Source organism: Candidatus Electronema sp. JM (assembly GCF_048287415.1).
Lineage (GTDB): Bacteria > Desulfobacterota > Desulfobulbia > Desulfobulbales > Desulfobulbaceae > Electronema.
On the sequence record NZ_JBLWEN010000004.1, the window covers coordinates 1 to 24,435 of the forward strand.

The following is a 24,435-nucleotide window of genomic DNA, read 5'->3' on the forward strand; positions in this document are numbered from 1 at the left end:
CCTGCACCGGGGCCATCAAGTTGATCTGCGGCATGGCGAACTGGCCAGTGAAGCTGCTGGCCGCTTGAAGCTGCGGCATCTGCGGCATCGCGTCGCGCATGGCCTGCGCCGGGGCCATCAAATTGATCTGCGGCACGGCGAACTGGCCGGTGAAGCTGTTGGCCGCTTGCGTCTGCGGCACGGCGAACTGGCTGAACAGACTGCCAATCGCCGCCTTGTCTGGGGCGGTATGATCAATGACAGTCTCTTGCGGATGCAGTATTGCCAAATACCCGCCTTCGCCGTCAATGCCGCCAGAACGGGGGGCATCTCCAGTATAGCCGCCGCCGGAAAATCCACTGAAGTAGCTTCCTCCTGTGTAACTTCCAACCCCTGTTGGCTGGCTTGATGTTGTTACCGAAGAAGCACCCTGATTCCTGTTGATTTCATCAATCAACTCCCGGTACCTCTTGCGCGTGTCGCCAAATGGATCAAGGGTAGGAGTGCGATTGAGCATTTCTATAGCCGCTCTAAGCTCCCCAGCATCCTTGGTATTGACACCGAACTGCCCCTTGATATGCTCCACGCGTGATTCAACAGCATTCATCTTGCTGTTGAAATTTGAGGTGTCCGCATCAACCGATACAATAGCAGTAGATGAATTAAGCTGTTCAGCAGCAGACTGCGCAGAAGACATGTTTTCAAGCGCAGAATTCGTATCAGCATCAACAGAAATGACAGGAGAAACTCCTCCGAGCGTCTGCGCTGCATCTGTAATCGCAGACAAATCTCCGACTACAGACTGTCCTGTTTCATGAGATAATTTAGAAAGTTCTGAATAATACCATTGTTCAGCAAGAAGATTGTTTCCTGTTGCGGCAGCTATCTCATCCTTTTCTTTCTGTAGTTTTTCTGATTGAACTGAAAAATATTCATCAGAACCAACCCTTGCATCTTTCCATGCTTTCGTGATGGCATCAGCATACGCTGCGCTGGACTGCTGCGTCACGCCAACTGCATCAGCCATCGAACTCTTAATCTGATCAAGATATTCTCCCGCCGCCGTTTCACCTTTTTTCCACGCCTGCTCGGATAATTCCGCTATTTTTCCGTAAGTGTATCGCGCCTGCTCTTCCTCGGTTGCCCCGGCCTTTTTCAGCACCTCGACATGGGCAAGAGCCTTCTCGGCTTCGTGCTGGTAATATGCCTCCCCGCCGATAGCTTTGTACATGTCGTCAAGGATTTTTGCCCGCTCACCCGCCGCGTTGGCTTCGGCCTTGGTCATCCGGTCAACACTGCCAGAATGCTCCTGCTCCCGCTTCTTCTGCGCATCAATATCCTTCAGCACCTGCTCTGAGCTGCCTGCAATGGACTTTCGGTACTCCTCCTGCTCTTTTTTGGCATTGGCAGTTGATTGCACCATTTGGGTGAAACTACCAATAGCCTTACCCGCAAGGTCAACAGCCGACTCTCTAGCCGCATCTGTGGCGGCTTTAACATTCATTACAGCATTTTCGGTTACTCCGTAATAATCAGCAGCTACTGACAACTTATCAACAACATAGGCAGTTGCAGTTGTTGCAGAGGATGCCAAAGTCTGAATCACCCCGACAACGCCGGATATCGACCTGACGGCACTGTCCGCCAAGACGACAATGCCGGAGAACAAGGCTTGGATGGCTGGCGCATTAGCCTGAACCGTGACAGCCAACCCGGATATCTCCTCAGCCAAAAACTGCGTGCCCCCCGTCGCATCATTTGCCCCGCCCAGCACCATCGCGAAGACGTTCTGCACCGTGGTCAGCGCGCCCTCGATGGTCGGCGGAATCTGCTCGAAAGAAGCGTTGATGTTTTGGGCCATCGCCGGGAAGTCTTCCGCCAGCTTGGCGGTGGTCAGTTCGCCTGCCGAAGACATGGCCAGCAGTCCGGCGATGTCTGTATCGAGAGATTTAGCCAGCTCCCGTGCAAAGACTGAGTTGGATTCAACCATTGCGCGGAATTCATCGCCTTGCAGGACACCCGAAGACAGAGCCTGGCCAAACTGCAAGGTAAAAGAGGATGACTCCGCAGCAGTCGCGCCGCTGACTTTCAGTGACTTAGTAACCAAATCAACAACTTCGAGCACATCCTTGCTGGACGCGCCCGTTGAAGCCATGGCGTTGGAATAACTGAAAAACGCATCGGCATTGGCAGAGATCGCTGTGCGCGTCTCCTGCGACATCGCATAGAGCTGCTGCTGCACCGCCTGCTGTTCTGCGGCGGAACCAGTAACCAGCCCCATTTTTGCCGACAGCACGGACATGTTGTCCGCAAGATAAAGATATTCTTTGCCCCATTCAGCCACTTTTTTGGCCATCTCTATAGCCAAAAAGGCAACAGAGGCCGCCTTGAGCTGCCCCAAGCCCTGACTTGCCGTGCCAAGCCCCTGCGCCGACTGCCGCGCTGCCGCGTCAACTTGTCCAAGCGCCCTGTTGATTTGACCGAGCTGAACAGTGCCGTCGCCGCCAACTTTGATTTCAATCTGTAATGTTGCAGTATTTCCAGACATACGTCATCTCCAAAGATAACGAACTATTTTACCGTCTGGCATGACACCGAAAATAGCTTGAGCAGAAACAAGACCATCTGTTGTGTAATCATCTACAAGTAAATAGTTTCCAAAATAATTAACATTTGCGTATGTTCCAAAGCTAATAGCAAGACGATATCCCTTATCTATCAGATTTAGCGCCTTACTAGATAGAATCCTCTGTTCTGAATAATCAACCCCATCAACAATAGCATTGACTATAATTTTTCCTTCTGAAAATCTTATAGTTAAAGTATTGCTGCTAAGAGATAGTCCAAATGATGTTCCTGTATATGTTCCATCAAAAAAATTAACATTTTGACCAGGATAACCAATAGCTGTTTGAATACCAACAGCCTCAGAGTTTGCAAGGTCAATTGATTTATACGTATCTGATACTACAATATTATTTATAATTCCAACAAAAAGAAATGGAACAGAAGGGTAATACATAGAATTAGTTGCTGATACAGTAAAAGTTATTGCTCTCTCTCCATAATATATACCCGAACTAACTACAGAAAAACCAATATACCCATAGACATTCGGAGGATAAGCTTTCAGAGATCCAAACTGTCCAACAGAAAGCATAAAATCATTGGTAGAAAATTTAATCCAGTTTTGACTCAATACATAAGAACCGAATCCAGCAACACCAGGCTCAGCCATCGCATAGAGTCGTACTTGCCCAGGAACTGGCGACGGAACAGAAGTGACAATATCAATGCCATTCAAACCAGCAGGTCCCTGCGGCCCGGCTGGGCCTGCGGGGCCGGTCGCGCCCTGTCCCCCAGCCGCTCCTGCCGGTCCTTGCGGGCCAGCAGTCCCCGGATCGCCCTTGTCGCCCTTCTCTCCCTGCGGCCCTTGTGGCCCGACAGCTCCTTGATCGCCTTTATCGCCTTTTGGCCCAGTCGGCCCCTGTGGGCCTGCGGGGCCTTGCGGGCCAGAAGATGAAGCGACACTGACAGCGCACACCACCTCGCCGACTTCGATCCGCCAGCTGTCCGCGCTGTCCTGCGCTGCTCCGGCGCGTGGAAGCGAACGATACTGACCCTGAATGCGGAAGTCATTGCCGACAGTCATGCCATATTTGTATCTCTTCTGCGGATATTCCCGCACCAGAGCGTAATCGCTTATCGTTTCAAACGACACCTCAGCAATATTGCCGACGGCGGAAACGCCACCGGCATCTGTCGAAGCCGCACAGAGCAGCTCCATGTTATTTTCGTATATTTCAAACGTTATCAGGATGCCGCTGATATCATATCCTGTGCCGTCTGGAGTGTGAAAAGCAAAGCGGAAGCGGGGCAAAAGGCCGTGCGGGGTGTCAAGATTGACTGTCGTTGTTCTGTTGATGCGTTCCATTATTTCCTCCAGCTCCTCCGCACCCGCAAACAGAATGCGGAGGAAGTTCATAATTACGGGGCAGGCGGCATCGTGTATGAGCGAGAAGATTCGGTCACCCAGCTCCAGATCGGATCGCTGTTTTCGTCCACACCGGTTTCGACACTGCGGTCATACCGCGTTGTCACCACATCGTCGATAACAGTCCGCACCTTGCGCAGCATGTGCTTGTGCTCTGCCGCGACCAGTGCCGCAGCATTGTCAGCGAGCACAATGCTGCTGATGACCAGATCATCTCCGGCCTGATTGATGATTTGATCCGCGTACAAAATGTTTACATATGCCATGATCAGCCTCCATGCTGATACCCGGAGCGGCTACCGCCACACCGTTTTCATAAATGGGCACCATGCCCATTTTTCTTTGCCAGATTTGCTTCTGCCAACTTTTTGACACCGCTCAAGCAGCTCGTTGCCATCCTCTTCCCTTCTCCTGATTTTTCCTGCCAGAGAACGGCTGGCAGGCCGGTCAAGCTGCTGCGCCAGCACGATCTCCTCAGCTGCGGCTGACGGCACGGCGGGCGCTGCCAAAGAAACCCGCACCTCAACGCTGGCGATGACGACCTGCACTGCCTCTTGCGCCGGACTGACTGGCCCGGCCCGCGCCAGCGAGCGGTATGTTCCTTGAATGCGGAAATCATCGCCCACGGTCATGCCGTAGCTGTACTGCCGTCCCGGATACTCGCGTATCCGCGTGTAAGCTGCGCCTTCAAGCCGCACGTCAATGACATTTCCCGTGACATCAATGCCGCTGCCCGCGCTGAACAGCAGAGTCATCCTGCCGTCATAAATGTCGAAGCTCACGCTTTTCCCGGTCAGATTGTGCGCCGCCCCGTCCGCTTTGCTGAACACAAAGCGGAAACGGGGAGTAATACCGTGCGGCGTGTCCAGGTTGACTGTCGCAGTTCTGTTGATGATTTCCATCTGCGTTCTTCATTGCGTTTTTGCGGAGGACAGCATCCGTCGAACAATTCCCAAATCCATCCACTCATCCAAGGTCAGATCGTTTGCAGCTATCGGATATCCTGCCTCCTGGAGCTGCCAGCAGCGCAGGAGCTTGAGCGTGTAAGGATTCAGATCGTCAGCCCTTTTGCGCGGGCAGCGACGGCAGGCCCACGCAAGCCCATCACCGAATTCCGCCGCGCAGTTTGCTTCGTCCTGTCCGCCGCACAGACCTTTCCGCAGCGCGGAAAGGTCATCCGTCAGTTTTTTTCCTCAACCTCACGCTTTGCCAGCGAGACCGAGGAATCAAAGACATGCGATGCAAGGCGCAGCAGCACATCACCCGCGCCTTCTGCCAGCGCATCTTTCCAGTCGGCATAATAGTGCTCATGTCTAGGATCAGAAGCCATTGGGACCGCTTTGCCATCTTCCATCCGGCCAAAATCGCCCGCGCGGAAACCGGTTGTGATCCGCAGGCCGTATTTGATCCGGGAGGCGATAAAGTCATTGATCACCTCGCCGCCTTCTTTACGCAGCTGCTCGTTGACCACAGCCTGCCGCTCTTCCGTGGTTGGCAGCCGGTAGTGGATTTCCAGTGTCGATCCGCTCAGGGCATCTTCTATCCGCAGCGTGCTGATCGCATCTTTTGCGCAGATTCTCATAGCATAATCCTCGTGTTATGCGGCATAGCCGCTGACTAAATTTTTGATCCTGAAAATTGATGAGCCGTAGGTCGCGTCTTGCAGCACAGTCAGCTCGCCGTCTTCAGACACCCGATCCTTGTTTGACTTCAGCGGATCACTGATCACGCCGAGCCGGGGAAAAATCGCCTCAAGGGTGTACTTGTTGGTCGCGTCATACAGTGCGCCCTCGCACAGCACATACAGGCCGAAATACTCGTTGTTGCGCATATAGTTCGCCAGCAGCAAGCTGCGCAGCTCCCGCGACAGCTTGATCTTCTGCTCGCGCTTGCCACGCAGCATCTGGCCCGCATACGCACCGCCAGCGCAGGGCGTGAAGACCGGCGATATCTTGTTGTCAAGGCTCCATTCGAACGAGCCGAGACTTGCGCCTAATCCGACCCCGCCGACAAACGCCGTGCCGTTCCACGCGCCGCCGATTGTCAGACACATCTGCGACACGCGCAGGGGCGACTCGTTGATCCGGGCGGGCATGGTCGTCCATGCGGGCAGCGTCTGCGCGTAGAGCACTTTGTAGGTCACGCTTGCCCCTGCGCCGCCCAGCGACGGAACAGTCAGTGTTGTCGCTGTCGGTGAGTCGGTCGGCTTGATCCACTGCCACGCTCCGCCGTACAGGGCGCGGACTTGGTGCACATTGTCAAGCCGATCCGCGGCCGTTGTTCCGGCTGCGGCAACAGGAAGAGTCAGGGATGTCACGTTATCCAAGGCTGTGATGCTGACCTCGGTCAAGGTCGATTCGGTCCGGCCCGTGCCGACGCAGCTTGCCGCTCCCTTCACCCAGTCATCTGCCGCAAAGGTGATCGAGCAGGATGAGACAGCCATGCTTGCAGACCGCAAAAATTCCACAGTCTTGGCCCGCCGCTGCACGCCTGTAAACGTCGGATTGCTGCGTTCCGCGTCTATGTCGCCGTCAATTGGCTTGATAGTATGCAGTTTTCCAGTCCCAGCTGTTGCCGAAGTCACTGATCCAAGGCCGTAAGCAAGCATGAATGCGGCCTGGTTCGGCTGGAGCTTGTCGAATGTCAGCGGCAGCGTTGCTGTCTTCCCGTTATCATAAATGATATCAGGTTCTTCCAGGCCATTCGCGTCGCTGGCGTTGTTCTCGCGTCGCGGCGAAACATCCAGATAGTTGTCTGCCGAGACCAGCAGGGTCTGGCTTGTGTTCTGCGGCGTGTTGATTGCTGTCTCTCTGAGCGCGGCGGAGACGGCAAGCAGATTCAGATTGGCACGGGTGTTGATCATTACTCAGTCTCCTTGTCGTCCTGTTTCTTTCTCTTGCCGAAGTCCGCCAGCGGCTTGATTGCCGCATCTGCGCTGTCAAAATTATCGGCATCACCCGGCGGAATTTCTACATATTCCACCCCATGCTCGTACCTCCTGCCTGCGCACTCGCCATCTACCGGCGAATAGGCGGGACAGCTTTGCTTCAGCTTGTATCCCATTGTCTTTCCCTTAAAAATTCAAACGTCACAATTTTCTGCTGCACAATTCTTCCTGCCGCTGACACCAGCTGCTCTGATGCGGACGATGCAACCTTGAACCCGAACGGCTCGCCCCGCAGCGGCAGCGGCTTGTACCGCAGCGCACGCTCAACATCTTTCTCCGTCCCCAGCACACCAGGCTGCGTCGCGTCGCCCTGCACTTGCCCGCTGCCAGCCGATTTTGCTGCCCACAGCACCAATTTGACCCGCTGCGTCACATCATCAACATTGCAGCTTTGCTGGGAAACAGTCTCCCCGCCGTCTTTGATGCCGACCGCTGGAAACCCCATGCCGACCGGCGGATCATCCTCGGCTACGGCAATGTAGATGTCAGCCGCCCGATACACCGCAGAATCAAGCCCTTCCAGCAGCACTTCGCGCACCGCGTTGAGCAGGTCGTTCACAGCACACCTCCGCCGCCAAAAACACCGGCGCGCGCGCTGAACAGCACTGGCTGCCGCCTGGCTTCCCCCTGCGGATCGGGCCAGCCGAGCGTCAACTTGCCCTGCGCCACCTTGTCCAAATCAGCTTCAGCCCGCTCATAGCGATCCCGCCAGACATCTCCAGGAGATTCCGACCTGCGGCCAAAAAGATAATAGGCTGCGATGTCAACGCACCAGCCCTTGAGCGCGCCCGGCAGCGGCGCGGCCAGCGGCAGCGGGTACCTCATGCCGATCTTGCTGTCAATCCGCTCCGACGCTTTGACCAGAGCCAGAGCGCAGACGTGCTGGTTTGGCTCGCCGAGATTATCGTCATCAGTGAGCCGGATCAGCGTGAGCCGGTCTATTTCCGTCGTCAGATCATCGAAATCAGCGTACATTTTTTGCACTAGGCGTAGGCTCAGGAACTAACCGCTTGCCTGACCGAGAGCAGGCCTCAATCGTCCTTGAAGTGACCTCGGCAGTCTGGATACCCACATCTGTCGCCACCACGCCAGTATCCGGGTCAATCCAGCGGCAACCAATCTGCTGGCGGCTGCCATCCAAGCGGGGGATGATGCTGCCAGCGGAAACCAGATATTCACACCCTGTTTTCTTGTCCTTCCACACTCTTGCCTTCGGCATAGTCGGATACACTGCCATTACTGCCAAAACAACGGTGGAAGCACTGATTATTCCAAAAAAGCAGAGGCCCATGTTCATGACTTGTTCTCCTTTTTCGCAGGTTTCTTCTCTCCGCCCTCACCTTTTATCGACTCTGGCGGTAGCAGTTCGGCAAGAGCAGCCTGCGCTTGCGTCTCAGACACGCGCAGGAAGGGTCGGAGCAGGGCAAGAGCGGCATCCGCAATCATCACGGTCAATGGCGAGTTAGGCCGCTGCGCCTCTTGCATAATTTGTTCAACCTGCTGTTCGGTCAGATCGCCCGGCATCCATGTTTTCCTGCCATGCGGGTGAAAAACACCAGCCCGCCGAAATCCGCGCTCCGAAGAGCAACTGATTATGATTGCCTGCATCACGCCACCGTCCCGTCTGATCCCCATGCAAGCTGCCAGAAGGCCACATGCGCATTGCCGCGCGCCTTGCAGCCAAAGACCGCTTTTTCCTCCATTTTCCACATGTCGGAATCTACCGAAGGCGGCGGCAGCGGCTGCGGCGCAACTTCCGTCTGCACGATGAACGGTTTTGTCACCTTGCTGGCATCAACCAGCAGCCATTGATTGGCTGGCATCCACGGCACCATCAGCACCTCGCAGGCGTTGCGGTAGATATTGTTTTTTCCGTCCTCCAGCCGTTCCGCCGTCATGCCTGCCTTGGCCATGTCCTCCAGATCAGCCCCAACAACAAGCAAGGTCGGGCTGATCATGTACGGTTTTCCGTCCTTGTCCTTGAGCGACTGCATGGCCGTCTTGCCAAGACCGAAGCTGCCCTGCGCCTTTGCCAAGGTGGAGAAATCCAGCTTTTTAGTGCCTGCATTGCTGACCACGCCGCTGCCGACCGGGTGATCCGTGTCGAGGAAGTACTGGCTGTCATAACAGCGGATGCTGAACATGCTGCGCAGCACCTCGCCGAGCATGTCGTCGGGCCACAACGCCATCGCCTCGCCGTAGGATGCCGCGCTGGTCGGCAGCAGGTTGAGCTTGTCCCGTTCGATATCCTCCCGGCGGACAGTGACCACCTTGGCAAATTTGCGGTTCGGCACAGTATGCAGCTGCGCAATCACGCTCTCCGCTGCCATCTCGCCGAAATATTCTTGCATCAGGCCCAAATCTTCGACAAACGGATATTCCTCTTTCGCCGCGTTGGACTTTGTCGGCATGGCAAGCCGCTGCCAATACGTCTTTGTGCTGCGGAACTGCATCATCAGCTTGGTCTGCCATCCAGTGTAGAGGGCATCCAATACCGCTTGATTGACTGCGCTTGGCATGATTATCTGCTCCCGATGAAGATTTTAACGCCGCGAGTGGCACTCAATTCCATCGCCACGCCTGCCACAATGCTGTTGGTTGAGCCTGCGGCAACGCAGACGCTGGCCGAAGTCTTCACGTAGACACTCTTGCCAAGCTCCGCTGCCGTAACGGGATTTGTACCGTCATTGCTGAACCAGTACGCCTCTCCGGTCACGTACTGCCCTTTGACCGCGCCTGCCGCGCCTGCGCTGTTGTCAACCGTCTGCTCGCACACACCGCAGACAACCAGCCCGGCAGTGTCTGCGGCATGAACAAGGTGCCCGGATGCGTTGCGCGCCAGCATGTTGCCGAATTCGATTTTGACTGCGCCTACAGGCCCTTGATTTGTGCGTCCAATTTCGCGAACTATTTGTCTCTCAGCCATGAAAGACCTCCTGCTTGGTTTTCAGGTATTCTTTTTTATCCACGCCAAATTTAGCGCAATACACCTCATCCTCTTGTGTTAAATGCACATTGTCGGCTTGCTCTTGCTTGCTTGGCAATGGCGCGGGAACTGCATCCGGCAGGCTCTTGGCAATCTGTTCAAAGCCTTTTGGATCCCGTTTTGCAAAACCAGCCCAATCAGCCTCTTTATCAGCCAACATGCCAGGGGAGAGCTTGGCGGCATATTTAGCCAGCAGCTTCTCGGCCTTGACAGATGCTGCCTCTTCTTCCAGCGCAGCCAGCTTTTCCGCCATACCCTTGGCTTGGTCTCCAGCACCCGCCTTAGCCTTGATTGTCATGACTGCCAGATCATCGCTGGCATCTTTCGGCAGGCCAAGAGCTGCCTTCATCTTCGCAGCGCAGACCTGCTCTTTCTTCATGGCAGCCATCTCTTCTGCGCCAGGTCCGACAAGCTGCTGCACAGCCGCCAATACCTGGTCATATCCAGCTTCCGCAGGCAGACCCAGCAACTCAGCCAGCTTGCCTGTCTTTTCCTTCAGTTTGCCCAGTTCAGCCAGCACCTCTTCCGGCGTGGCTGTTTCCGCCATACCCAGCAGGGCGGCAATTTGCTGTACATCCATTCCGTTTTCTCCCGCCGCCAATTTAGCGGCAATTGCTTTGAGATTGTTGGTGCGCGGGTCATTGGTCAGGGCGAGATTGTACACCCTGCTCAAGATCAGCTTGCCATCGCTTCCTTTTTTGATATCAAAAACCGGAGAGAAGTACCGGTACTCTCCTTTCCGCAGGAAATCCGCCCCAGCCTGTTTCCATTCGACTCGGGCCTGAATGCCAACCCCTGGCACATACCGCCATTCTTTACACCAGCCCATTGCTGGAGCTGGCTGACCATTCTTTTCGGAATTCAGCGTCTGATGTTCGTAATCAACCACCAACTCCAAGCCACGCCGGTCGATGGCCGCTTTGACGAGCTGCCAGCTCTCTGGAGTAACCCAATATTCTGGGCCATCCTCAAGTTGCGCCTTCCCTTCCGGAAACCATGTCACCCAATCTGGCAGAGCATTATCTGCGCCAAGATTGACTGGTTGCGCTTTACCGACATATAGCGTCATGCTCCCCTCTCTATAAATATCGCTTGCTTGGCCTGAATTTTCACAATATCCTCGTCCTGAATCAGCATGAACGGCCTGGCTGGAACATCACCCCACGGAATCTGTTGCTGCCGCGTATGTGCCCTCACTTTTGAGCCATTCTTACGACTAAACTCCTTCACGTTCGCCGTCGCTGTTCCGTATTCTCCTTTTTTTGCTCCGAACTGATGCGTTGGCGCATATTTTTTTGTGGTATAAACATAAGCGGCATCGCTGTCGTAACGGGAGTAGATACTGCCCTTCAGTCCTCCGGACTTGATCAGCGGACTGCCGCCTTTGCGATGCTCCAGGGCCGCCCACGGCGGACGGCCACTGAATCCGAAGTTGGCAATCACTGACTCCCGGACAATGCCCGCCGCGATGCGCTGGAGCTGTCCGCCCTTCACCCTGCTGATCGTGCCGTCAATCAGGGCGTGGACAGCCAGGCTGTTGCAGTCCAGCGAGATCGCCATCAGCGGCCCTCCTCCTTCCTTGCTATTTTTGCCGGGCGGAACTTGATTGCTGTCCGTGCTGCAACCTGCACCTGCTCGCCGGTCTGCGGATTCCGACAGATGCGGGCCTGCCGTTTGATATTTTTGAAGGTGCCAAAGCCAAACAGCCGCACCTCGCCGCCTTCCGCTGCCGTTTGCGCAATATCTGCCAGCACGCTGTCCAGCACTTCCTGCGCCGCTTTTTTGCTCACCTTAGCCGCCGCCGCCGCCCGCTCAATCAGCTCTGTCTTTGTCATTGCGCCCACCCACGTTTAGACCTCGTTTAGAATTCTTCCTGATCGTTTTCCTCTGATCATCGCGCACCTTTTATCGTCCGCCTGCAAAACCGCCTAAAAAAGCCATTTGCGCATTCCTCCTATTTCCCAGCGGCGAAATAGGCCATCAACTCCTTATTGCTGTACAGCTCGGCCAGCACCAAGGCGGCCAGCTCAGGCGGCCATTCCGCCACTGCGGCAGTGACCCACTCTTCCAGCTCCGCCCCATAGTCAGGGTCGGAAAGGTCAGCATCAGCAGGCACCAGCGTTTCGTAGCCGATCAGCGCGCCAGCCTCGTCCCAGACCGGCACCTGCTCGCCATAAGGCACCGCAGTTTCAACTGCCAGCGGCCTGGCTGTTGGATCGTCCGCCAGATTGACCAGCCGCCCAAGCGGGACATCTGTTGCAATTCCACGGCTGCTGACATCCGAGTCAGTCAGCCCGACTACGCCGCAGCGGCAGCGGAACCACTTGTTCACCCGCCAGCTCCGGTATGGGAACCAGATGTCCCACATTTTATGACCAGCGGGCCAGACGCGTCCGTGCATTGCCGCGTGAGCTGGCCGCACTTTGCTGTCTCTTGCCGTAAGATATTGCCAGTTCGGGAAAATATCCCTGTCCGCCATGAGCTGCTCATAGCAGCCCTGCATGTAGGCGGACTGCACGCCGGTCTGAAACACCAGCTCCGCCCGGTGCGCAGACTTCCCCGTCCATCCAAGTCCTGCAAAGATATCTCCGCAATCCCGCTGGAAATCCCTGAAGGTGCTGCCATCCGCAACCGCCTTGCGGATGGCAGCATGAACCGTTGCCAGCTGCTCGCCCTTGGCGATGCCGGACACCGCAAAAGCCCGTGCCCGCAGCGCGTCAGTCAGGGTGTAGAACTCATCCGCATCCAGCAGCACCTTGCCGTCCCAAAACCGGATCGCCTCTTCAAAGGGCAGCGGTTCAAGAGTCCTGACGGCCTGCGGCATCATCCTGCCCTGTTTTGCGCCCGTACACTTGGGCGGCAGTCATGGACTGGGCCAGCAGCCGATTAAGCTGCTTGGTTTCAAGCTCAGGGTATAGACCGACAACAGCCGCCAGGGCTTCGTCCCAGTCTTTCGCCTTGCGCACCGCCGCCACAATCTCGGCTTGGTTGCGGGAAAATTCCGCCGCTGTCTCTTCAGCGGCGCGGGCAGCCAGCCGATCAATTACTGCCTGCCGTGCATCCTGCTGTCGCTGCGGATCAGCCGGAACAGGACGCTTTGCTGAAAGCATCTGTGGAGCCTTCTTCGCCGGACCGGTGCCGCCAATAATGTCCGCATCAATTTCCGGCGGAGTCAAGCCGTACTGCTTGTAGTATTCCTTGCGGCCAACACCAGCCCGATCAACAACCAGCTCGAACCATTTTGCTTTCTTTTCATAGTCTTCTTGGCTGATCAGATTCAGGCCAAGCCTTGGCAAGGCTGCCTGCTGGCCGTAATTGAGCTGCACCAGCGGCTTGACAAGCTGCTGCATGATTGCGCCAGCCAGCCGTTTGCCTTCAGCAGTCCATATGTCTTCGGTGCCTTTCCGCTGTATCGCGGCAGTTGCTAATGCTCCGCCATTTTTGCCGACATCGGTGGCCAGCGTTCCTCCGTTGATCACCTTGCTGATAGCCGCATCGCAAAACGACACCTGATCGCCGAACAGCGAGACTGAGCCAGCTTGCGCAGCTTGCACCAGCTCAATCTCGGTGCTTTTTGGCATTGCGCCAGAACCATCCGATCCGAGATGCAGCAGGGCATTATGCAGGACAGCGATATCCTCTTCCGACGCAGTCGTTTCATACTTCCCAAGCCGCCAAGGGATGCCGTACTGCTCGCCAAAACGCCACCAGTCCTTGGTGCTGTAATGCTTGAGCATCACCAGCCAGGCAGCCGAACGCAGCGCCCCCTGCCGCACCGGATGCTCTGCCAAGCTGTTGCCGCAATGCAGCACAATATTGCGCGGATCAATCGGCATGCCCTGCGGCTGCTCATCGGTCAGCAGCAGGGGCCAGTCAAGCAGCAGGCCGTCAAGGCCGGTGTACGTCAAGCGGCTGATCGGCAGGCGGCGGAACTCTTTGATGATGACCTTCCCGTCTGCCTCGGCCCAGACCGGCTCCGCACAGGCAACGCCAGCCAGTCTGGCATGGGCCAAAGTGGCTTTAAAATCTGCCCATTGCGGATGCTCCAGCAGCGTGGCGCGGACGAAATCGCAAATTTCATTGTCTTTTGGATCGTTGCTGGCCGGAGTTAATTGATCTTCGAGCGACAAGATGCCGCTGAGATATTTCTCCGTCTCGCAATGCACCTGTGTATCCATGCGGCCCAAGGCCGAGTACAGTTCCTCAACCGCTGCCAGATCGCCTATGTCCGTGCGGCGGAACAGGGCGGCCATCTTGTCCGGCGTGATGCCGTGCCAGACCTCCAGCCGCTGATTCGACAGCCATTTTGCGGCTGGGATGCGGGATGGGATGCTGCGGACTGGCTGTCCGTATTGATCAAGCAGGGGCATCAAATTATCCCCCTTCTTCCCGCTCCTGGGCCTGCGCCGGACGACCGGCGCGGCTCCACGCGATGGAATTCAATCTTGCCGCTGCCACGTTTTTGCAGCAGCGCAACTGCCCCTTCCAGCGCATCTGGGCCGTCATCGTTGACGTTCGCGTCTTCGAGCAAAACAAGCTGATCAAGCAGCAGGTTCTGGTCGCTGTGGTTCTTCTGGAAAAGCAGCCATCCGCGCTCGTACAAATGCGACAACGTGCCGACAATGCGAGCCTCTTTGTTGCTGCTGTGCCGGATTGGCACCCAGGGGATATACCGCCCAGCGGCCTGCGCATAGGTCTTGATTGCCTCATGCAGGAACTCGCCAAACATGTTCTCTTCGATGCCGACCGAGCCGCCATATTGCCCGTGCATCCGGTAGCACTGCGCCATCATCTCTTCCAGCGGTTTGTGCTTGATCCAAGCGTCGAGCACGTAGAACATCATGGTTTTCCGGTGCATTCCAACCGTGACTACCGCCCGGAAGTCGTTTTTCTTCGCCGACTTACCCGAAGGATCGCAGAATGCAGCCACTGTCAGCTCATGCAGCGGCGGATGCTCTTCGTAAAATCTGGCATTCGCCCGCTTGAATTCCGCATCCGCGTCCTCCACCTCATTCATGAACTCCTTGGCGAAGGACTTGCGGCCCAGAAGCTGCTCTTTTTCCAGCAGCCGCGCAGGCGGCCATTTAGCAGGCCAGAGCGGATGCTCTTTCGGTGTTCCTCGGCCAATCCATGCCTTATACACGCAGGATTCATAGCGTTTTCTCCCCTGCTCATCCTCTTCGGCGATGAGCTGCGAGATGGCCGAGCGCGGGCTGAACAAGTTGCTGGCATAGACAAACAGACCGCCCGGCCCGATGCTGCTGATGACCGCTTCTTTCAGCCAATCCTTGCGCAGCTCCGTAATGCGCGGATTGCGCACGGTCTGATCGCTTTCAAAATCGTCGGCGCAGACGTAATCCGGGCGGTGCGGGCCATGCTTGCGCCCACGCACCGGCTCGCCGTAGCCTCTGGCCCAATGCCGCACCCCGTTTTTGGTGACGAAGTTGACGTTCTGCCACGGCTTGCCGCGCAGATTGCCGAAGTCATGCCGCAGCCGGATATTCTCTTCCAGCTCTGCCCGCACAGACATGACAAATTCCGTCGCCAGATCACTGGTGTCAGAGATATAGACATGGAATTTTCGCGCGCTGAACATGGTGTTCCACAGCGGAACGCCGAAACTCCAGAAGGTGGACTTGGCATGTTCACGCGGCACGCCGACCAGGAAAACTGTGTCCTTGCCATCTGCTTTTCCGCACCAATCCCGCTGAAATCTCCAAACTCGCAGTTGAAATAATGCGGCAGGTAGGTCTTGAAAAAGAACAGCTTATCCGCCTTGGCGCGGCTGATCCGCTCGGCCTGTTTCGCTGGCGAATCGTCCTCGAATGGTGAAACCGACTCCGCAACCCATGCGCCGATCTGCGAGGCCCACTCGTCGAACTGCTTCTCAGTAAGTTTTGGACGCGGACGCAGCATTATTCAGTTCTTCCTTTTTTGCCTCGATCAACCGCAGAACGACACCATCAAGTTGACCGAATAATTGGTATTCATGCGCCCTAAGCCAGCGCAAAACCCATTCCAAAGTTTCCTGAAACAGCCGTGCCCGGTCTACTTCAGCCCCTTTTTCTTGCTCTGCCTTCAGCTTCGCAGCCAATTCCGCATCGCGCCGCTCCTCAGCCTCCATCTTGCTGACTATCGCCCCGATTTTACTCAGAGCATCCATTGATGCCGGATTGATCTGGCCCGGCTCAACAGATTCCGCATAGCCAACTTCGCGTTCAAGCAAAGCCCGCAGCCGCTCCAGCAGCGAGCGGTTGTTTGTCCTAGCCAAATCCCATTCATCAAGCTCTTGATCTGGCCGCCTGCTGTCGCCTTTCCAGTTTGACAGCGAAGTCACCGACACGTTCAGCTTTTCTGCAATCTGACTCAGCGTATGCCGCTGCGCATACAGAGCTTTTGCTTTTGGCTCCAGCTCGGCCCGCTCGCCTTTTTTAGCCATAGAGCGCGTCTTCCACTTCAGCCAAGCGGCTTACCTTGCCGATATACTCCGCGTGACTCTTCAGCAGTTGGCTGGCGATGGCAATCATTGCCGCCGAATCCAGTTCCATCAGGTCTTTCAGGGTACGATAATCCGCCTTCACCATCAGCTGTTTGCACAGAGATTTGATCTCCCCATCCAGCTTGTTCCGTTCATCTTTCAGCGCGGTCTCGCGGGCCTTCAGATTAATTTTCTGCGCGTCTGCCATACTTCTCTCCTGTCCTGTCCAAGCGTTCCGCAAGCTGCGTGATTGCAACTGTTGATCTTCGTGTCAGCTCAACAAGTTCCGAGTTGAGCGCCTGCCGCTCGGCAAATTCCTTCAGGATGCTTGAGTTGACCGATTCAGTCCGGGCAAGCTGCACCCGGAATTCTTCAATCTGCCGTTGCAAGCCGCCGACGGCCCTGTAGGCCAGCAGCAGCGGCAAGACGGTCTGCAAACATCCGCCGATCAGCAGAGCTAAGATGACTTGCCAAGTGTTCACGGCGCGTCACTGGGAGCCGGTTTGACTGCGGACGGCGGAAACCAGCCATCAAGCGGATCAGCGGATGGCGTTCGCAGGCCTTCAGGCACTGCCACAGTCATCTTCCCTTCTTCCGCCACCTTCTTGATTGCTTCAGCAGCCAGCCGAACTTGCTCAGTTTTTTCCTTGATTGACAGATAGCCGTCCAGGTTATCTGGCTGAACGATATCATAATTTTTTCCATCGCCAGTAATACGGAGCTGGCGACTCTCTTTCATCTTTTCCCGCGCTTCCGCAGGCTGGCCAATGGCATCAGCCAGCGCGGTGACGTTTTTCGTGCTGTCCGCAGAAACAGCGGCAACTGTTTCATAATATTTACTTTGCAGGCTGATCTGGGCTGCACTGGGCGGCCCGGCAACATCAACGGCGGTCTTGTAGCCCAGCTTGCCACAGCCAGTCAGCGTCGCCGCAGCGCAACACAGCAGCAGCATTCTATATTTCAGGCCCCGCATCTTCGATCCTCCGGCTGACCCGGTGCTTCCACCGGCCATTCTTCCACAGTTCTTTTGGGATATATTCGTATGTTTCCGCTGTCCTGCACACGATGAAATCCGGCAGCTCCTTGAACACCACCGCCTCAATCGGCTTTGTATCTGGCGGCAGGAGCACCTTTTCGCCAATATTGACGGGGTGAGAGCAGGCCTCTTTCGCCTCTTTAAAGAGGCCGCCAAGCCATTTGTTGAGCGCACTGATCACCTGCTCTCCCCAGCCCTTCGGGCATCAATTCTGGCCCGGATTTCCTGTATTCTTCCCTCTTTTGCCCCCGGCTTTGTCGCCGCTGCCGGGGGCAAACGCTCCTTCCGGCTCTTCGGCGGCAAGGCTGCGTTTGTTCCGCCGCAACCATCAAAGTGGCCCGAATAAAAGAGATGCGCTCCCCATCTGTGCACGTATTTCTTTTCCTTCCGCCATGATGGATGCACATCGTAGCGATGGAAATAGGTTGCGCCGCCGGTGAAATCAGGCAGCAGCAGCGCAGTGACAGCCGCCTCCATGCTGCGGGAAAATAAGGCAAGCTGCGCTGGCTGGCGATGATCCAAGGTCAACTGGACACCACGCTTCAGCGTCCAGCTGAACTGCGCCGGGCGGGTGATTTCCGTCCGCACGTCTGTGCCGCAGGCCTTGGCCCGGTTCAGCACGACCTGCGCAACTGCCACTTGACCAGCAAACGGCTCACGCAGGGCTTCATGGCGGATATTGACCGCCAGCCAGAGGATTATTTCGGCAATGCCCATGACTCGTTCCTGTTCATAGGCTCAGGATACGGGAAATAATGAATGAATGCAGGCTGTAGCATGTCAGTATAGGCATGTCATATCAGCCTGGCGATGTCAGGTGGAAAAAGAAAAGGCCGGGGAATCCCGGCCTTCGAAGAGGAGTTGACGGCTGTTTTACAGCAGTTCAAACAAGCGTTTTCGGAGGACGCTCATTCGTCTTTTTCCAGCATTCTTCTACTGTTTTTGGCGCATCTTCTCCTCGCCAAATTGCCCCGGAATAAGCATGTCCGTATCTATCAATCTGCTCAACATAAATACAATTTCCTCTTCTATCCCACGCCTCAGCTATTCCATGACCACTATATGACATGACAGGATTCCTTCCCCCGAAAAATCTCCTGAACATATCTACGCAAAACTGCCGTGGCCTTTGTTCGGACCAGTAGATATTCCTCCAGTGATTGTCGCAGAAACATTTCTGCGTCATAAATTCAACTTTATAATAACGCATCACATCCTCTCCTGTGCTTGGTCAATCGCGCCTTTGACTGCCCGCAGAATCAAAGAAAAGCCGCAGCTTGCCTGCTCGCCCAGCTCCATAGTGTTGCCAGTTCCTTCGCAGAGGAAGGCCAATACGCACGATGCTGAGTGCAGCAGGTCAGCCGGGTGCTGATCGGTGGAGAATTGCAGAGTGCTACTCATTTCGCACCTCCTTGTGTTCAAATTCAAACACCCTATCTATCACATCAATGATTACAGAGGTCAGAAACTCGGATGTATCTGGAAGACCATCATCCATACTTCTAAGAGATTCATTCATGCTCGCAATGATTTCATCAGAATAACCCTCTCCGCCTTCAAGGATAGGAAGCCATCGACCTAAGCATTCCGCAGCCTGCTTCATTTCGCACCTCCTTCATAACGTTCATTTTCCTTCTTCCACCGCCGCACGGCAGCATAGAGCGTGTTCTCAGGACGATCTGTGATCCTCGCAATCTCCGCGACGCTGTGGCCCCTGCGGATCAGAGCGCATATTCTCATCCGCTCATCTGCATTGATTTTGCGGCGTTTCCTCTCAGGCTTCAACTGGAACGGAAGCGCGTACTGCTCGCCAACGGCAAACTTTTTTCGCCTTTCTTCAAGTTCTCTCCGCAGCCGCTCGGCTCTTCGCGCGCTCCGTTCCGCCCTGCTCAACGACCGTGGCGCAGCGCCGTTCCCCCGCACCTCCTTCTGCTTCTGAGACAGCAGCATCCTGGCCAGCTCCCCGCTGTCTTCCAGCCGGTAATACACGCTGGCGACCGAGCTGCGCGGCCTGTTCAGCCGGAGAGAAATTTCCCGCCAAGGCAGTTCCTCAACCGTCCTCAGCCGCACCACTTCCTCAATCTCGGCTGGGCCGAACGCCTTCTTGGCCATGCCCTTGCGCCACAATTTCCGGTGCAGCATCTCCTCCCTGCTCATCTCCTGCGGCCTGTAGGGCGATGGAATCATGCCGGGCCGCTCGCGGTCAAGCAGCCGCTCCAGCAGCTTGCTTTGATGGATTTGAATGTCCACGATGCCCTTCATCGCCAAGGCCAGCTCGCGCAGGCCCAGCGCAGATTGCTCCTGCCGCGCCGCCAGCTCCGCCTCCATCTTGTTGAAGGCCTCGATGTAGGCCAGCTTGAACTGCATGGCCTTTGCGCCGGTGAAGCCCATCACCAGCAGCGTGAAGCCGTCGCGGGTGATGCGGTACATGGGGCGTTTTTCGCCCTTGGAGTCGGTGTATTCAACGCACTCAAAATTGAGTTGGTTGAATTCCTCAGGAACATCAAGCTCTTTAATGTCACGCAGGACATTGTAATGCTTCTTGCCGAAGACCTCGGCGAGGTTGAGGGAAGTGACGACCGGATGGCCGTTGATGAAGGACAACTGAGGGGATGCTGCGTTCATGGCTTTGCTCCTTTTTGAGATGAAGAATCACCCTTCCCGCCGCCAAAACGGAAAAAGGGCAGAAACTGTGCAGGGTTGGCGTTACCGGTCAAAAAGGAACCCAGCAGGCCCGAAGGCCCCCTGCACAGCTCCGCCCTCAAAATGAGCAAAATCAGTGCAATGGACAAAAAAATACCGCCCGATGCTGCATGGCGGCTGTCCGCCTTTTTAACTTCAGGAACGCCAATTCCCGACCACGTTTCTTTCCGTGGCAGGTTCAGGGTACCAGAAATAAATATTGCTTGTCAATATCATTTTTATTGTGTAGCGTTTTATGACATACCTATTACACGTCATCGCAAATTTTCATGAAAAAATACATCCTGTTGCTCCTGTTACTCCCAGCGTTTCTGCATGGAGCAAACCTGCCGGAATCGCCGCCGCTGATTTCTTGGAGCATATTTCCAGACGGCGTTCAGGCTGTTGACGGCAGCACCGTCGCGATTGTCGCAAATGGCATCTACAAGGAAATCAGCCTGAACGGGAGCTGGCCGGAAGGAAAACAGGGCAAGAAATTTCTGGCTGATTTGATCTCCGGCAAAAGAACTGACATCCGCATCTACGGCAAGAATGAGCAGTGCCGCGATACGGCTGTTCTGTTTGCGAACCGTGTTAATGTTAATAACTCCATGATGCAGCATGGTTTCAAACAGGATTCTTTTCAGGACAAATGCAGTGATCATTCCGGCGCAATTAAAGGATTCCAAGCGCAAGGCACCGTCTATCCTGTCATTCGTGAACCGTCATCCGTGAGCGGTACCATTGGCGGCGGATATTCTGGAATCCCCTCTTTCATTGACACAAGCGGAAGAACTCAGCGCGTCAGAAGCTACACCAGAAAAGATGGAACCCATGTGAACAGCTATCTGCGATCCCCAAGAAGCAGATAAGTCAAAATAACCTTAGCTGAGGCCCTTCCTCATCCACCTTCCCCAGCACCCTGCTCACCTGCCGCTCGCCCAGCCCTGTCACCAGGGCCAAATCCCGCACCGTCACATCGCCTGCGTCGTACCGCTGCCGCATCCAGGCATCCCGCTGCTGCTTGTACATGCCGCGCAGGTTGTGCCACAGCACTTTGGTGCCATGCAGCCGGTCTGCCAGCATCATCGTGATGCGCACCCCTTGGCCGGGAGAAATCTCCTCAATCAGCCCGGCAATCATGGCCAGATCGCCGGGAAGTTCGCCAACCTGCGGCGCAATGGCGGCCATGTGCTGGCGGTATTCGTCACGCAGGCTGCTCATTTTCCTCGCCGCTCCATCGCTTTCAACGCCTCAACCACCTTCTGCAACTGCGCCACGCTTGCCCAGCGCAGCGCATCCACGCCAGTCAGCCGCCGAGCGAAAGAAGCCAGTGCCTCCGACGAGCCATTCCGCACAACTCCTGCCTCATGCAACTGCTGCCACAGACCTTCAATCTTCCGCTCCAGCGGCCTTTTTTCGGACGAAACAGCCCCTGTCTTGGGTTTCCAGCCCAAGCGGACATACTCCGCCAAGAGCTGGTTACGCTCCTGACTGGACAGTTTCGCCGTGCTGTCCGTCCGCCCCTTGCTGATCCGCAGGGTCAGAGCGCGGCGCGTCTCCTCGTCCATACCCAGTTCGACCGGCGCAATGTGCAGCTTGGCAAGGTCGCGCTTGCGGCGGGCATCCTCAGCAATTCCCCTCAGCGTGCTGGTTGTTTTGTCTGGCATAATTCAATAAATTCCTCAATGACTTCGATATGATATTCAGCAGATTCGCCATACTCCGCATACTTTGCGCCAAGGCCGCCGCATTCCTCGCAGCAGTTGTCCGCGCTTGGCCCTGCGCAGCGGCGGCAGGGCCGCTCTGCGAAACCGTTCTTGGCGGCCCAATCTTTGAGTTCCGGGTTCAGCACAGCTGCACCCCTGATTTCTTGACCGCCTCGTCAAACTCCTCTATTCTCGCCCACTTCCGATGCGACGGCCAATTGCAGACAATCAGCACACCGCCTTCCTGCGCCCGGCTCGCCACACGTTCCCCGACCAAGGCGATGAGTGCTTCCATCGTTTTGATATTGCCAGCCAGCACAGTCTTTTTCTGTTGCTGGTAGCGTTCATCGATCATAGTTTCGATCAGATATATCTCCCGCGTAGACAGAGATTCCAGGCCTTCCCGATCTGGGCCGCTGATCTCATCGAACACCAGCACCTTGGGCTGCACATATTCTGCGACCACAGCGCTCTCTGGCATGTCCTTGCTCTTCCATGTCGCCTTGCACTTTGCCAGCATGTCATTGCAAGTCGTGTACTTGCAATCCACACCGATGTGCACCAGCGACCCTAGCAGCGCGGACAGCATCTCGGTCTTGCCCGTTCCCTTGTCACCGATCACTGTCAGATTCAGAAATCCTGGATTTGTCACCAGCTTTCCCCAGTTGGCCAGCTTGTTCAGCGCGACCGCCTGCTCCGGCGGGCAAGGCCGCTGAAGGAGCTGGCCAAGTGTAAGATCGGCATATTTTGGCGGTATTTTCGCCCGGCAGCGGGCGCGGTGCAGTTGCAGGGCGCGCACCATCGCTTGCTTTTCCGCCTCCTGCTCTTCCGCGTCACATGCGTCGCAACGGACCTCTGTTTCGCAGTTCCATCCGCAAGGATAAAACTTCTTCCGGCAGCCATGCTTGACACAGATATCCTCCGATTCCGGCGGCTTCCTTACCACAATCCGCGTCAACTCGCACAAACGCGGATCAGAAAACCGCGTTAAATCCATCCCCATAGTGCGCCTCCTGTCTTTTGTTTGGCGCAGCGGCATGATCCGCACGAGCCGCCACCTTGGAAAAACCCTTGCCGACCAGCCATTCCAGCCCGCACCACGTCTGCGCACGCAGCCACGTATCTGCCGCAGCGGCGCGGAAATGCCGCCCCCAGTCATATTCTACGGGCTTGGCCAGTATCTTCTTGCCGATTTTACTGCTGGCTTTGACCTCTTCAGCGGGCACAGACGGCATCGGCGGGCAGCAGATGCGCAGGTACAGATTGACCACTTTCTGCACGCGCTCATTACTGCTTTCCATCGGCGCAGCACCTTCATTTGCCTTCTTTTTCTCAGCCGCCTTCAGCTTGCGCTGGCAGTATGCCTCAACAGCCTCGGCGATAATCTTTTCTTCCGTCATTCCAGTGACGGAAACTGTCTGCTCCAGCAGCTCCGCAATCGTTCCGTCAAACCGGATATCCATCTTCCATTTCGGCACTGCAACTTCTATTTTTTTGGGCATATTTTCTCCTTTTCATTCTGGCTGCTCATCAGGCCGGGGCAACCACGCTCACCGGCGACCGGGCCAATCGTGGCCCGGTTTCGCATGTCACTGCTCGTCGCTCATGCCATTCATGCTGTCAACCCATTCTCTCAGGGACCCCTCCTTCCTGCGCCAATTGATGATCGTCCCGGTGTCAAAATGGATATGCAGATCCAGATAGTCGCCACCAGAGGTGTCTGGGAAAAAAGACGGGACATATCCTTCTGTTTGGCGGCAGATCAGCTCGCCGTCCTGATCAAGCAGGTCACAAGCGAAACTATCTGTAACCTTCATGTATATTCTCAGCGTCTTAGCTATTACCTTCACGGTCTTTTTGATGTCTAATTCCATTTTTTTGCCCTTTTTAACTTTCCCGGCACCCGGCCCATCCGCACCGGGTGCTGCTGGAGCTCCATCTGGCTGCTCTTGGGGCGGCGGACTGGCTACCGCCGCAGCCTGCGCCCTTGACCATCAAATCCGCGCAAAATCCATCGGCACGGTTTCCCAGCTGCCGTCTTCCGCACGGCGAGACAGGGAAATATATTGCTTGCGTCCAACCACTAAGACGCTCTCGCTGATCAGCCGGACAACTTCGGCAATCTCCGGCGTTGTTTCGGTCATCCCGCGCAAGCGTTTTTGCAGCCGAAACACCTTGCCGGGGCTGATCCGGCCCTGTTCGTCGTTCTCAAAAGCTTCCGTCGCCAAGGATTTCAGTTCGTCGCGACCTGCCGCGCCCATCGCCCAGCCGTCAATAACCCGCTCCAGCTTCTGTGCCGCCACCTTGATGCGGTCATCAAACTGCTGAATCTTCGCATTTCGCAATTCGACCTTGTAAACACCGCTGAAATCGCGCCAGGTGTAATTGCCGCCCACATTCAGCGCATCCTCTCCATTCTCTGCGGCCAGTTCAGAAAGATACTGCTCTATCCCCAGCATGATCATAGATTTAGCCTGCTGCATAGCCTCGCTGATGGCCAACATGCTTTCCGCAGCAGTCATAACCAAGACATCTTCCCGGCGTTCGTGCGCCGGGACATACTTCTCAGGGATATGATTCCCTTCCGGGTCAATCCAATTCCCCTTCGCATCCTTTACCGCCAT

General features: G+C 55.8%; 37 protein-coding genes and 1 other RNA gene. 1 reads left to right on the forward strand and 37 read right to left on the reverse strand.

The features are described 5' to 3' along the window. The 29 genes from ACNKH6_RS00900 to ACNKH6_RS01040 all read right to left on the reverse strand — a co-directional run. Positions 1–2,527: tape measure protein (locus ACNKH6_RS00900; RefSeq protein ID WP_417913662.1), on the reverse strand; the 2,527-nt coding region annotated here is incomplete at its 3' end. Between the two features lie 3 nt (positions 2,528–2,530). After that, entirely contained in the window at positions 2,531–3,913 is a 1,383-nt protein-coding gene (locus ACNKH6_RS00905; RefSeq protein WP_417913663.1) for a hypothetical protein, read from the reverse strand. 53 nt (positions 3,914–3,966) lie between these two features. Continuing rightward, complete coding sequence (locus ACNKH6_RS00910) at positions 3,967–4,239, reverse strand: hypothetical protein (protein ID WP_417913664.1); 273 nt, start codon at positions 4,237–4,239, stop codon at positions 3,967–3,969. A 30-nt stretch (positions 4,240–4,269) separates the two neighbouring features. Beyond that, positions 4,270–4,875 (reverse strand): hypothetical protein, encoded by a 606-nt coding sequence (locus ACNKH6_RS00915; RefSeq protein ID WP_417913665.1) that lies wholly within the window; start codon positions 4,873–4,875, stop codon positions 4,270–4,272. Positions 4,876–5,153: 278 nt separating this feature from the next. After that, on the reverse strand, positions 5,154–5,555 hold the full coding sequence (locus ACNKH6_RS00920) for a hypothetical protein (RefSeq protein ID WP_417913666.1): 402 nt from the start codon (positions 5,553–5,555) through the stop codon (positions 5,154–5,156). Positions 5,556–5,570: 15 nt separating this feature from the next. Continuing rightward, entirely contained in the window at positions 5,571–6,836 is a 1,266-nt protein-coding gene (locus ACNKH6_RS00925) for a hypothetical protein (RefSeq protein WP_417913667.1), read from the reverse strand. After that, on the reverse strand, positions 6,836–7,036 hold the full coding sequence (locus ACNKH6_RS00930; RefSeq protein WP_417913668.1) for a hypothetical protein: 201 nt from the start codon (positions 7,034–7,036) through the stop codon (positions 6,836–6,838). The genes ACNKH6_RS00925 and ACNKH6_RS00930 overlap by 1 nt, the downstream gene beginning before the upstream one ends. Then, positions 7,021–7,479, reverse strand: a complete 459-nt coding sequence (locus ACNKH6_RS00935; RefSeq protein ID WP_417913669.1) for a hypothetical protein — start codon at positions 7,477–7,479, stop codon at positions 7,021–7,023. Before ACNKH6_RS00935 ends, ACNKH6_RS00930 begins: the two co-directional genes overlap by 16 nt. Continuing rightward, positions 7,476–7,895 (reverse strand): gp436 family protein, encoded by a 420-nt coding sequence (locus ACNKH6_RS00940; RefSeq protein WP_417913670.1) that lies wholly within the window; start codon positions 7,893–7,895, stop codon positions 7,476–7,478. Before ACNKH6_RS00940 ends, ACNKH6_RS00935 begins: the two co-directional genes overlap by 4 nt. After that, positions 7,885–8,217 (reverse strand): hypothetical protein, encoded by a 333-nt coding sequence (locus tag ACNKH6_RS00945; protein ID WP_417913671.1) that lies wholly within the window; start codon positions 8,215–8,217, stop codon positions 7,885–7,887. The genes ACNKH6_RS00940 and ACNKH6_RS00945 overlap by 11 nt, the downstream gene beginning before the upstream one ends. Further along, entirely contained in the window at positions 8,214–8,528 is a 315-nt protein-coding gene (locus tag ACNKH6_RS00950) for an HI1506-related protein (protein ID WP_417913672.1), read from the reverse strand. Before ACNKH6_RS00950 ends, ACNKH6_RS00945 begins: the two co-directional genes overlap by 4 nt. Beyond that, the gene (locus tag ACNKH6_RS00955; RefSeq protein ID WP_417913673.1) at positions 8,528–9,439 is read right to left on the reverse strand and encodes a Mu-like prophage major head subunit gpT family protein; all 912 of its coding nucleotides are present in this window, start codon (positions 9,437–9,439) and stop codon (positions 8,528–8,530) included. The genes ACNKH6_RS00950 and ACNKH6_RS00955 overlap by 1 nt, the downstream gene beginning before the upstream one ends. 2 nt (positions 9,440–9,441) lie before the next feature. Further along, positions 9,442–9,846, reverse strand: coding sequence for a hypothetical protein (locus ACNKH6_RS00960; RefSeq protein WP_417913674.1), 405 nt, complete (start codon positions 9,844–9,846; stop codon positions 9,442–9,444). Then, on the reverse strand, positions 9,839–10,975 hold the full coding sequence (locus ACNKH6_RS00965) for a phage protease (RefSeq protein WP_417913675.1): 1,137 nt from the start codon (positions 10,973–10,975) through the stop codon (positions 9,839–9,841). The genes ACNKH6_RS00960 and ACNKH6_RS00965 overlap by 8 nt, the downstream gene beginning before the upstream one ends. Continuing rightward, positions 10,972–11,466, reverse strand: coding sequence for a phage virion morphogenesis protein (locus ACNKH6_RS00970; protein WP_417913676.1), 495 nt, complete (start codon positions 11,464–11,466; stop codon positions 10,972–10,974). Before ACNKH6_RS00970 ends, ACNKH6_RS00965 begins: the two co-directional genes overlap by 4 nt. Next, a complete protein-coding gene (locus ACNKH6_RS00975; protein ID WP_417913677.1) occupies positions 11,466–11,741 on the reverse strand; it encodes an HU family DNA-binding protein in 276 nt (91 codons plus the stop codon). The genes ACNKH6_RS00970 and ACNKH6_RS00975 overlap by 1 nt, the downstream gene beginning before the upstream one ends. Positions 11,742–11,860: 119 nt before the next feature. Beyond that, a complete protein-coding gene (locus ACNKH6_RS00980; RefSeq protein WP_417913678.1) occupies positions 11,861–12,733 on the reverse strand; it encodes a phage minor head protein in 873 nt (290 codons plus the stop codon). After that, complete coding sequence (locus ACNKH6_RS00985) at positions 12,705–14,276, reverse strand: phage portal protein family protein (RefSeq protein WP_417913679.1); 1,572 nt, start codon at positions 14,274–14,276, stop codon at positions 12,705–12,707. The genes ACNKH6_RS00980 and ACNKH6_RS00985 overlap by 29 nt, the downstream gene beginning before the upstream one ends. After that, positions 14,276–15,562, reverse strand: a complete 1,287-nt coding sequence (gene terL, locus ACNKH6_RS00990; protein ID WP_417913680.1) for a phage terminase large subunit — start codon at positions 15,560–15,562, stop codon at positions 14,276–14,278. The genes ACNKH6_RS00985 and terL overlap by 1 nt, the downstream gene beginning before the upstream one ends. A 231-nt stretch (positions 15,563–15,793) precedes the next feature. Continuing rightward, positions 15,794–16,345, reverse strand: coding sequence for a hypothetical protein (locus ACNKH6_RS00995; RefSeq protein WP_417913681.1), 552 nt, complete (start codon positions 16,343–16,345; stop codon positions 15,794–15,796). Further along, a complete protein-coding gene (locus ACNKH6_RS01000) occupies positions 16,338–16,592 on the reverse strand; it encodes a hypothetical protein (RefSeq protein WP_417913682.1) in 255 nt (84 codons plus the stop codon). The genes ACNKH6_RS00995 and ACNKH6_RS01000 overlap by 8 nt, the downstream gene beginning before the upstream one ends. After that, positions 16,570–16,866: a hypothetical protein gene (locus ACNKH6_RS01005; RefSeq protein ID WP_417913683.1), complete on the reverse strand. Its 297-nt coding sequence runs from the start codon at positions 16,864–16,866 to the stop codon at positions 16,570–16,572. Before ACNKH6_RS01005 ends, ACNKH6_RS01000 begins: the two co-directional genes overlap by 23 nt. After that, entirely contained in the window at positions 16,863–17,357 is a 495-nt protein-coding gene (locus ACNKH6_RS01010) for a hypothetical protein (protein ID WP_417913684.1), read from the reverse strand. The genes ACNKH6_RS01005 and ACNKH6_RS01010 overlap by 4 nt, the downstream gene beginning before the upstream one ends. After that, complete coding sequence (locus ACNKH6_RS01015) at positions 17,338–17,601, reverse strand: hypothetical protein (RefSeq protein ID WP_417913685.1); 264 nt, start codon at positions 17,599–17,601, stop codon at positions 17,338–17,340. Before ACNKH6_RS01015 ends, ACNKH6_RS01010 begins: the two co-directional genes overlap by 20 nt. After that, positions 17,598–18,137, reverse strand: coding sequence for a cell wall hydrolase (locus ACNKH6_RS01020; protein ID WP_417913686.1), 540 nt, complete (start codon positions 18,135–18,137; stop codon positions 17,598–17,600). The genes ACNKH6_RS01015 and ACNKH6_RS01020 overlap by 4 nt, the downstream gene beginning before the upstream one ends. Before the next feature lie 166 nt (positions 18,138–18,303). Then, complete coding sequence (locus tag ACNKH6_RS01025; RefSeq protein ID WP_417913687.1) at positions 18,304–18,630, reverse strand: hypothetical protein; 327 nt, start codon at positions 18,628–18,630, stop codon at positions 18,304–18,306. Then, positions 18,630–18,821, reverse strand: coding sequence for a hypothetical protein (locus ACNKH6_RS01030; protein WP_417913688.1), 192 nt, complete (start codon positions 18,819–18,821; stop codon positions 18,630–18,632). Before ACNKH6_RS01030 ends, ACNKH6_RS01025 begins: the two co-directional genes overlap by 1 nt. After that, positions 18,814–19,023 (reverse strand): hypothetical protein, encoded by a 210-nt coding sequence (locus ACNKH6_RS01035; RefSeq protein WP_417913689.1) that lies wholly within the window; start codon positions 19,021–19,023, stop codon positions 18,814–18,816. The genes ACNKH6_RS01030 and ACNKH6_RS01035 overlap by 8 nt, the downstream gene beginning before the upstream one ends. Further along, entirely contained in the window at positions 19,020–20,045 is a 1,026-nt protein-coding gene (locus tag ACNKH6_RS01040; RefSeq protein ID WP_417913690.1) for a Rha family transcriptional regulator, read from the reverse strand. The genes ACNKH6_RS01035 and ACNKH6_RS01040 overlap by 4 nt, the downstream gene beginning before the upstream one ends. Positions 20,046–20,392: 347 nt before the next feature. Here ACNKH6_RS01040 and ACNKH6_RS01045 point away from each other — a divergent pair, with 347 nt between their 5' ends. Beyond that, on the forward strand, positions 20,393–20,974 hold the full coding sequence (locus ACNKH6_RS01045) for a hypothetical protein (RefSeq protein WP_417913691.1): 582 nt from the start codon (positions 20,393–20,395) through the stop codon (positions 20,972–20,974). A 1-nt stretch (position 20,975) separates the two neighbouring features. On the opposite strand, the gene ACNKH6_RS01050 is transcribed toward ACNKH6_RS01045, so the two are convergent. The 8 genes from ACNKH6_RS01050 to ACNKH6_RS01085 all read right to left on the reverse strand — a co-directional run bounded on the left by ACNKH6_RS01050 (position 20,976) and on the right by ACNKH6_RS01085 (position 24,435). Continuing rightward, on the reverse strand, positions 20,976–21,326 hold the full coding sequence (locus tag ACNKH6_RS01050; protein WP_417913692.1) for a hypothetical protein: 351 nt from the start codon (positions 21,324–21,326) through the stop codon (positions 20,976–20,978). Beyond that, a complete protein-coding gene (locus ACNKH6_RS01055; RefSeq protein ID WP_417913693.1) occupies positions 21,323–21,772 on the reverse strand; it encodes a phage protein GemA/Gp16 family protein in 450 nt (149 codons plus the stop codon). Before ACNKH6_RS01055 ends, ACNKH6_RS01050 begins: the two co-directional genes overlap by 4 nt. Continuing rightward, complete coding sequence (locus ACNKH6_RS01060; RefSeq protein WP_417913694.1) at positions 21,745–21,957, reverse strand: hypothetical protein; 213 nt, start codon at positions 21,955–21,957, stop codon at positions 21,745–21,747. The genes ACNKH6_RS01055 and ACNKH6_RS01060 overlap by 28 nt, the downstream gene beginning before the upstream one ends. Further along, the gene (locus ACNKH6_RS01065) at positions 21,951–22,613 is read right to left on the reverse strand and encodes an ATP-binding protein (protein WP_417913695.1); all 663 of its coding nucleotides are present in this window, start codon (positions 22,611–22,613) and stop codon (positions 21,951–21,953) included. Before ACNKH6_RS01065 ends, ACNKH6_RS01060 begins: the two co-directional genes overlap by 7 nt. Before the next feature lie 172 nt (positions 22,614–22,785). Next, complete coding sequence (locus tag ACNKH6_RS01070) at positions 22,786–23,313, reverse strand: hypothetical protein (RefSeq protein WP_417913696.1); 528 nt, start codon at positions 23,311–23,313, stop codon at positions 22,786–22,788. Positions 23,314–23,328: 15 nt separating this feature from the next. Then, an RNA gene (locus tag ACNKH6_RS01075) (hammerhead ribozyme type II) lies at positions 23,329–23,399 on the reverse strand. 1 nt (position 23,400) lies between these two features. Continuing rightward, a complete protein-coding gene (locus tag ACNKH6_RS01080; protein ID WP_417913697.1) occupies positions 23,401–23,628 on the reverse strand; it encodes a hypothetical protein in 228 nt (75 codons plus the stop codon). 177 nt (positions 23,629–23,805) lie between these two features. After that, positions 23,806–24,435: a DUF3164 family protein gene (locus ACNKH6_RS01085; RefSeq protein ID WP_417913698.1), complete on the reverse strand. Its 630-nt coding sequence runs from the start codon at positions 24,433–24,435 to the stop codon at positions 23,806–23,808.